Origin of the sequence: Alkalibacillus flavidus (assembly GCF_040545925.1) — a bacterium.
Classification (GTDB): domain Bacteria; phylum Bacillota; class Bacilli; order Bacillales; family Alkalibacillaceae; genus Alkalibacillus; species Alkalibacillus flavidus.
In genome coordinates, this window is record NZ_JBEPMX010000003.1 from 211031 (window position 1) to 218308 (window position 7278).

A 7278-nucleotide genomic window follows, 5' to 3' on the forward strand; every position below is an offset into this window, starting at 1 on the left:
TCTTGTTAATATTTTCTTTGAATGTTGATTTCACACCCTGATTCATCACAATGGTTTACTGGTACGATCATTCTTCTTTTTGCAATGTAATCGTATATTAGTTCACCCAATCCAAGATATTTGCCTATTACTAGAAATGGAATGAATACGTACAAGGGGGCTAATCTTGTGGAAATCTGTAGTATTGATTCAAAGCCACGTTTCATTTCTCCCGCATTTAAAGATTTGCTGTGCATTTTGCTTTCAACTTCTTCTTTTACTAATTGATATTCCTTTAGAACTTGTGGGTTTCTGATGCTAGCTGACTTCACTAGGTTAAATAGGTCCATTTTATTTATTGTCTTCATTACTTGTTGGCACATTGGACACCACCCATCGAAAAATACGATGATTTGAAATTTGGTCATATACTTTGCTCCGAACAGCCTTGTTTTCCTTCTTGTGTACAATGCAATTTTTCTATATCGGTATTCTAGTTTATATTTGAAACCTAGATACTCTGCATCTGTAAAGACCAATAATTCAAACATAATCATTACAAGAGAAAATGATAAGAGTCCCATACCGATTCCAATCCCAGCGTGGAATAAAACCATTGATACAACAATATACGGTTTGATAGTTTTATTTAATAAACAGAAGGGAAAAGCAAGTTTTATCAGGATACTTAAATAACCTACAATTATTGTTAACCACAAATAATTCTCTGTTAGGTTTTGCAAGACTGGTCTACTGAATTCACTTACTTGAGAAATGTAGTAAATTGCCGTACCATTTTGCCACACTTCACCCATCAATTGAAATATAGCTGAGAAAAAATATACAATACAAAGTTGGATGATACATGCTAATATAGCGAAGTTATGAAATACCGTAGATATATCTTTGAAAATACTACTCTTGTTTTTTTCAAGGCTCTTATGGTATTTGGTTGAGTCTAAAGAAAAGTATGCAGTAGTATTAGCAAACAATAGGAAAAACATACAAATGATCAGTAAGTTATCGCCACCATCGCTTATGTGTACTGTTCTATTATATAAGGATAAATAAAACACATAATTTATTATAGATACCACTCGACCCTTATAACCTAACAAATAGATAATAGCCACAATTATTCCGAGATTGTAAATTACGTCAAAATAAGCAAGAGAACTACTAAAATTATATAAATTCATTTGTCAAATTAAGCGAGACAACATACTGTCATCGACGTGAGCCATGAAACACTCAATGGGCGTTCGATAATTCAAGGATTTCCTTGGTATGTTGTTTCTTCTTTGAACAAAATCAGCTATTTGATGTTGCGATACGGTGTTAAAATCGGTTTCTTTAGGCAACCCATTCTTTCGTAGTAAGCCATTGGAATGCTCATTTAGCCCTCTTTGAGACGGTGTTCCAGGGTCCGCGAAATAAATATCAATGTCATGTTGGTTACTAATGGCCTTCCAATTAGAGAATTCCTTACCATAGTCAAAGATGATGGATTTGAATAAGTGTTTGGGTAACGGATTAAGCCAATGGTTCAAGCTTGTTTCAATGTCGGATGCTTTTCTTCCTGCTGGTTTAATCGCAATCATGCATTTGGTTAAACGCTCAACCAAGGTCAAAACAGCACTCTTGTGTTGGTAGCCAACGATGGTGTCACCTTCTAATTGGCCGAATTCTTGATGGTAGTTGGGGTAGTCATGGTCTCGATCTTCAATACGGCGTCTAAAGCTTTGTTTCCCTCGCTTTTCTTGGTGACCGTTGGGTTTTCGTTTGCCTTGCATAGGGAGGTCTTCTTGGTTAAATACACCTGATTGAAACAGACGATATAAGGTACGCATACGGCAGGAAATAGGCTTTTCATTTCGGCCTTTAATGACATCTGGCGTCCAGCCAGAACGAACCTTTTCTTGGATGTAATCTGTTTCAGAATCAGGTAGTTCAATCTTGGGACGACCCCAGTTGGCTTTGTTCGTTTGATATTGAAGATGAATCTCTTTTGCGGTCATTCCTTCAGCCAGTTTCCTGATGATGCGATAAACGCTCTCATGACCACGTTTTAACTTCTTAGCAATTTTACGTCCTGATAGACCAAATGCATGATATTCTTCTATGAATACCAATTCGGTTTTGGTAAGATGGGTGTAGGACATGTCAGATACACTCTCCTTAACTTTGGTAGGTTATGGGTTGAGTATATCATGACATGTCCTTTTATAGTGTCTCGCTTAATTTTACAATCCGGGTTGTATAAACAATAACAGTTATAAATGCTATAAGATTAACTAAAAATAAAAAAGTATCATAAATCCTGATACCCCCTTCTAATATGTAAGTGCCATATCTCAAAATATTCACTCCAAGAATAACTAATAAAAATATATAAATTTTGGTATTCATATCCATTTCTCCTCCCTCAATAAATTATCTATTTCTCCTAAAAGTCCATTATAAGTTGAGCACCTACTTTTAGAGAAAAACTAACCAAGCAGAAAGTAGATTGAATAACTTTTCTCATACATTAACATAGTTTAGTGTGCTAACACTAAACTAGACAAAAACGTTAAGGTCTTTCAACTTGAACGTGACAGGTGATAAGTAATTAAGTGATTGATGGATAGGATATAATTGAACCGGTGCACAAAATCAAAAAATTCAAGGTCAACTGTCTTATCGTTCAATAAAATCGGTACCTTATACAAACTCTATTTTGATTACCTTGAAGGTTGTTTCAGCAACGGCATTGTCATAAGGGAACTTGGTTGCTGAGGAGATTAACCAGGCATTTGCCGATTCCTCAAATAGAAGCACCATTAAACCAATTTTGAAAATGTAATGAAGATGAAGCATATGTTTACTGCACTAAACTCCAAAAATTAACCCAGTATTATTACAGTAAATAGACTGGTGGGAAGCCGATATTAACTCGAGCTTGCACCAGTCTATTTTAACTGACAAGGATTAGTATTATTTCCCTTCAACGTTTTCACATACGTTAGGCTTAACAACTTCACGGTCAATCATTTCGTAGACGTACTGCTTTCCTCTTCTACAAGTACCATTTCGTCTCCTCTTTCGATATTACAAATAGGGGCAAATAACATTGAGTCTAAGAAATTTTCTCTATTAATATCAATATCGTTGATTTTGGATGAGTTCAGTTAATCAACCGCATCAAAATCAAATTGAATGCCATGTTAAAATTTCACCAACGAACATTCTCTATATCATCTCTATTTCTTCAAACGTTTAACGGTTTCATTCGGCTGTTCACTCCTTGAAATAGCTGAAATCACACTTACCCCTGCACCTGTCTGTCTCACCTGCTGAGCATTCGATTCATCAATACCCCCTATTGCGACGACAGGCAATGGCACCTGTTCTTGGATAAAACGAAGACCTTCGATGCCAATTACTTCTTTCGCATCATCCTTTGAAGAAGTTTTGAACACAGGACCGACACCAAGGTAGTCAGCCAAATCCCAACGACTGACATGAAGCTCTTCAGTTGTAGAAATGGATAGCCCTATTAGGAGCTCAGGAAACATTTCCCGAATTTCCCTAATATCACTGTCGTCCTGACCAATATGAACGCCGTCTGCTTCCAATTCACGAACAATTTCAATATCATCATTTACAAAGAAAGGGATGCCGTAGTCTTTACAAATCCTTCGCAAACGGTGACCAAGCTCTATCTTTGCCTGCCCACTCAGCGCATTTTTACCCTTTTCTCGGAATTGAAAGGTTGTAATGCCACCATTAATCGCCTGTTGTAACACCATTTCCGGATCCTCCCTGCAATCCTGACTGCCCATGATGAAATACGTGTGCAGAAAGTCAGTCATCGGTCTCCCCCAATTCATCTAGCAGGTGAGGAATAAATGTCCCAGGGCCTCCCGCTTTCTTCTCAGCACGTTCGGCAGCTTTATTGTAGAAATTAATAGCGAACTGTACTGCTTCTATTTTCTCTTCCTCAATAGAAATGCAGGCGGCTATCAGAGATCCGAGCAGACACCCTGCACCTGTAATGTAACCGAGGAGTGGTGTTCCGTGCGAAGACGTGAAGAAGTCTTTTCCATCACTAATGACATCTGTCTCTCCAGTCACTACAACCCTCGTCTGTAAAGTCTTCGCCGCTTCTAAAGCAATGACTTCTGCATCCCCACCTTCTTCGGAATCCACGCCTTTTACCTTCAAAGGAATATCGGCAAGCGCACCTATCTCTCCAGCATTCCCCTTCACGACAGAGATATCGACTTCATTCACAATCCTTTGAACCGCCTGTTTCCTGAAAGTCGTTGCACCCGCACCAACAGGATCTAGAAGCACAGGAACCCCTGCTTTATTTGCAGTTCTTCCTGCTTTAATCATAGTTTCTAAATCCTCTTTCCTGACGGTACCAATATTCAATACGATGGCATTCGCGATACCGGCCATTTCTTCAATCTCTTCTTTTTCCTTAGACATAACAGGACTGCCACCGAATGCGAGCAGACCATTCGCAGTAAAGTTCATGACTACCTCATTCGTGATGTGATGAACGAGTGGGCGTTCTTCCCTCAATTGTTCAAGATTCATTGTTCTCTCTCCTTTCTGTAAGCCCAATGATTGGTAGGACCTTTCCCAGATCCAATATCAAAAGAATAACGGATGGCTTCAGTGATGAAGGGCTTTGCCTGTTCGACAGCACCCGAAAGTGTTCGTTTCATCGCCAGATTGGCCGCAATCGCCGAAGCATACGTGCAACCAGTACCATGCGTATTCTCTGTCAGAATCTTATCCTCTCGATACATTCTAACTTCTTCTCCGTCATATAATACGTCCACCGCTTCTCCATCTAGATGACCTCCTTTAACAAGTGCTCCACCTGCTCCAAATTCTTTTACCAAACGCTGGGCTGCTTCTTCCATGTCACGTTCTGTGCTTATTTCCATCTCTAGTAATGTTTCCGCTTCAGGTATATTCGGTGTGATGACCGTTGCATAAGGAAACAGGTACTCAGATAAAGCAGCCCGTGTCTCTTCTTCCATGAGCGGGTAACCACTGGCAGACACCATAACTGGATCACAGACATAAGGAATATTCTGACGTGCGATCCATGTCCCTATCATTTTTGCCGTCTCTAACGTCGCTATCATTCCAGTTTTGATGACATCGACAGGCAAATCTTCTTCAATGGCCGTAAGTTGTGTTTCAATAAAGAACGCTGGAACATGATGAACACCTTGAACGCCTGTCGTATTCTGGGCTGTTAGCGAGGTGAGCACAGACATGCCATACACTTCCCATTCTTCAAATGTTTTGAGATCTGCCTGTATACCAGCTCCTCCTCCAGAATCAGAACCAGCAATCGTAAGGGCTGTAAAAGGCTTCATTTCAGCACCCCCTCTCCAACCGGCCAACCTTCGATCGTATAAGACATCTCCCAGAAAGCATATTCCAGCTGACAACTCTTTCTAAAAGCATCTTTCATAAGCTTGCGATCCTCAGAAGAGGCTGCTTCAGCTTCTTCATTTAGACGCTTCAACAAGTAGTCAGTCGTGTAAGTAATCGAATCATCAGCATAAAATTCAATCCATTCATAAAAAGGATGATCAGGCTCCGGAGAGAATTCTTTCTTCAGTTCCTGGCCGATTTCCTGATACGTCCACGGACATGGTAGCATGGCTGCGATTGTTTTACCGAGAAGCCCTTCCGTCGCGACACTTTTCATATGTGTACGGTAATGGTCAGCCGTAGGCGGTAGCGGGAAGCCTTGAAGTTCTTCGTATGGCACACCAATATAGTTACACAAGTTATGGTGTGGATGGATCTCATCTCCAAGTACAAAAGCGATTTGTGCCTGGAAAAAAGCAATATCCTCGCGTTTTTTCGATTGAGATACCGCCGTTCCATATAGCTGCATGAACGTATTCAAATATTCATAGTCCGCCTTCACATAATGAGCAACTGCTTCGTCTGGTAACTCGCCTTCTCCAAGTCCACGAACAAACGGATGATCAAAAATCGCCTGAAATATATCATCGTTTTCTCTTCTCAATTCTTCTGTAAAAGTCATAAAAAATAGCCTCCTTGTTTTGTATACAGGAAACCACTCGAAATTTTGAGTGCTTCCCTTCGTCGGTATGACCCGAATCAGGTTCAAAGGGACTAAGGCTTTGCCTTATCTCAGCGATGATATTCGCGCCCCTAGCAACGTTTTATACATTTATGACAACGGTTGGTCACTTCAATTACCATTATCTTTAACATCCAAGTGAAATGGTAATAATTCAGTTTATAGCATGCTTTAAAAAAGTAAGATTCACCCTTACCAAACAAGCAACTATATTCTAAGTCTTCTCAAAGCTAACAAATCAACCATGGTCATCATCTATTCCCCCTCCTCTTCTCATGAATAATGGGAAAATGAAAACAAAAAACCGGATCCCTTAATAAATGGGACCCGGTTTGTCAATTTTATGTTGACTACTTCCCCACGCTGGCATCACCCAGATCAGGTCCCAAGAGTCGGAAAGTAAAGCTTTCCTCTCAGCCCGTTTAACAGGCACCCCTAGTAGTTGAACTTCATTATTCACTTGGATAATAATAGTGTAACAAAGTTCAGAAAGTTATGCATCTTTTGTAAGAGAAATATTTTCTATATTACACTCAGCTTGCTCGTCATTGCAATGCTGGAATCTGAAATTTCTAAAAATCTATCTAATAATATTAAATAGATTCGTAGATAAAACCTTCTTACTTTCTTTATCAAATCCATATCCTTGAACACTTGTGATTAAATCATGTTCAGTTGTAAAGCTAGAGCACGCTATAATATGGTCTTGACCTCCGTTAGGTTCTTCCGTTAATTCATATTCAAAGGGATAAGGGTCTTCCTGCTCAAAAAGTTCAAGAAAATCCTCCCACTCTTCATTTTCAGCGCCAACGACCCTCCAGTAATGCAGTTGATGTGAATTGGAGTTGCAAAATTTAATTAATAATTCAATCGAATAAATGGCCAAATCTTTACCTAATTGATTAATGTGAAGACGATCTGAGAACATACCTAAAACAACCACTTGTCGTTTGAATCTTTACTCTCCCATTTCATTTCAAAATCCCACCTTTTTTTATAGTTATTTATAAACGCTATAAATCCTTGAATCAAATTACTCATTTGCTCAATAAAATTTTGTTCACCTACTATTCGTTAGGGAGTGTCAATAATTTTGTGTAAATGACCCTAGTCTAGTAGAAACGTTAGCTTGTTATCTAAGATTAGCTGTAGCTTATGAGATGCTCCAAGCC

The 7278-nt window shown here is 39.2% G+C and carries 7 protein-coding genes and 2 riboswitches; all 7 genes read right to left on the bottom strand.

Going from position 1 to position 7278, the window contains the following annotated elements; translation table 11 throughout:
• Positions 1-5: 5 nt before the first annotated feature.
• A complete protein-coding gene (locus ABID56_RS04970; RefSeq protein WP_354219509.1) occupies positions 6-1178 on the bottom strand; it encodes a DCC1-like thiol-disulfide oxidoreductase family protein in 1173 nt (390 codons plus the stop codon).
• Positions 1179-1181: 3 nt separating this feature from the next.
• A complete protein-coding gene (locus ABID56_RS04975; RefSeq protein ID WP_354219510.1) occupies positions 1182-2141 on the bottom strand; it encodes an IS30 family transposase in 960 nt (319 codons plus the stop codon).
• 1080 nt (positions 2142-3221) lie between these two features.
• Positions 3222-3833 carry a thiamine phosphate synthase gene (gene thiE, locus ABID56_RS04980; protein WP_354219511.1) on the bottom strand — a complete coding sequence of 204 codons (612 nt, stop codon included), beginning with the start codon at positions 3831-3833 and terminating at the stop codon, positions 3222-3224.
• Positions 3826-4566, bottom strand: coding sequence for a hydroxyethylthiazole kinase (gene thiM / locus ABID56_RS04985; protein ID WP_354219512.1), 741 nt, complete (start codon positions 4564-4566; stop codon positions 3826-3828). Before thiM ends, thiE begins: the two co-directional genes overlap by 8 nt.
• The gene (thiD, locus tag ABID56_RS04990) at positions 4563-5363 is read right to left on the bottom strand and encodes a bifunctional hydroxymethylpyrimidine kinase/phosphomethylpyrimidine kinase (protein WP_354219513.1); all 801 of its coding nucleotides are present in this window, start codon (positions 5361-5363) and stop codon (positions 4563-4565) included. Before thiD ends, thiM begins: the two co-directional genes overlap by 4 nt.
• Positions 5360-6046, bottom strand: a complete 687-nt coding sequence (tenA, locus tag ABID56_RS04995) for a thiaminase II (RefSeq protein WP_354219514.1) — start codon at positions 6044-6046, stop codon at positions 5360-5362. Before tenA ends, thiD begins: the two co-directional genes overlap by 4 nt.
• Positions 6047-6083: 37 nt before the next feature.
• Positions 6084-6189: riboswitch (TPP riboswitch) on the bottom strand.
• Between the two features lie 255 nt (positions 6190-6444).
• Positions 6445-6553, bottom strand: a riboswitch (TPP riboswitch).
• A 133-nt stretch (positions 6554-6686) separates the two neighbouring features.
• On the bottom strand, positions 6687-7034 hold the full coding sequence (locus ABID56_RS05000; protein WP_354219515.1) for a hypothetical protein: 348 nt from the start codon (positions 7032-7034) through the stop codon (positions 6687-6689).
• Positions 7035-7278 lie beyond the last annotated feature (244 nt).

Excerpts from the sequence above, each read along its gene's own strand:
- ABID56_RS04970 (WP_354219509.1), bottom strand. The coding sequence starts at position 1,178 with ATGAATTTATATAATTTTAGTAGTTCTCTTGCTTATTTTGACGTAATT.
- ABID56_RS04975 (WP_354219510.1), bottom strand. The coding sequence starts at position 2,141 with ATGTCCTACACCCATCTTACCAAAACCGAATTGGTATTCATAGAAGAA.
- thiE (WP_354219511.1), bottom strand. The coding sequence starts at position 3,833 with ATGACTGACTTTCTGCACACGTATTTCATCATGGGCAGTCAGGATTGC.
- thiM (WP_354219512.1), bottom strand. The coding sequence starts at position 4,566 with ATGAATCTTGAACAATTGAGGGAAGAACGCCCACTCGTTCATCACATC.
- thiD (WP_354219513.1), bottom strand. The coding sequence starts at position 5,363 with ATGAAGCCTTTTACAGCCCTTACGATTGCTGGTTCTGATTCTGGAGGA.
- tenA (WP_354219514.1), bottom strand. The coding sequence starts at position 6,046 with ATGACTTTTACAGAAGAATTGAGAAGAGAAAACGATGATATATTTCAG.
- ABID56_RS05000 (WP_354219515.1), bottom strand. The coding sequence starts at position 7,034 with ATGTTCTCAGATCGTCTTCACATTAATCAATTAGGTAAAGATTTGGCC.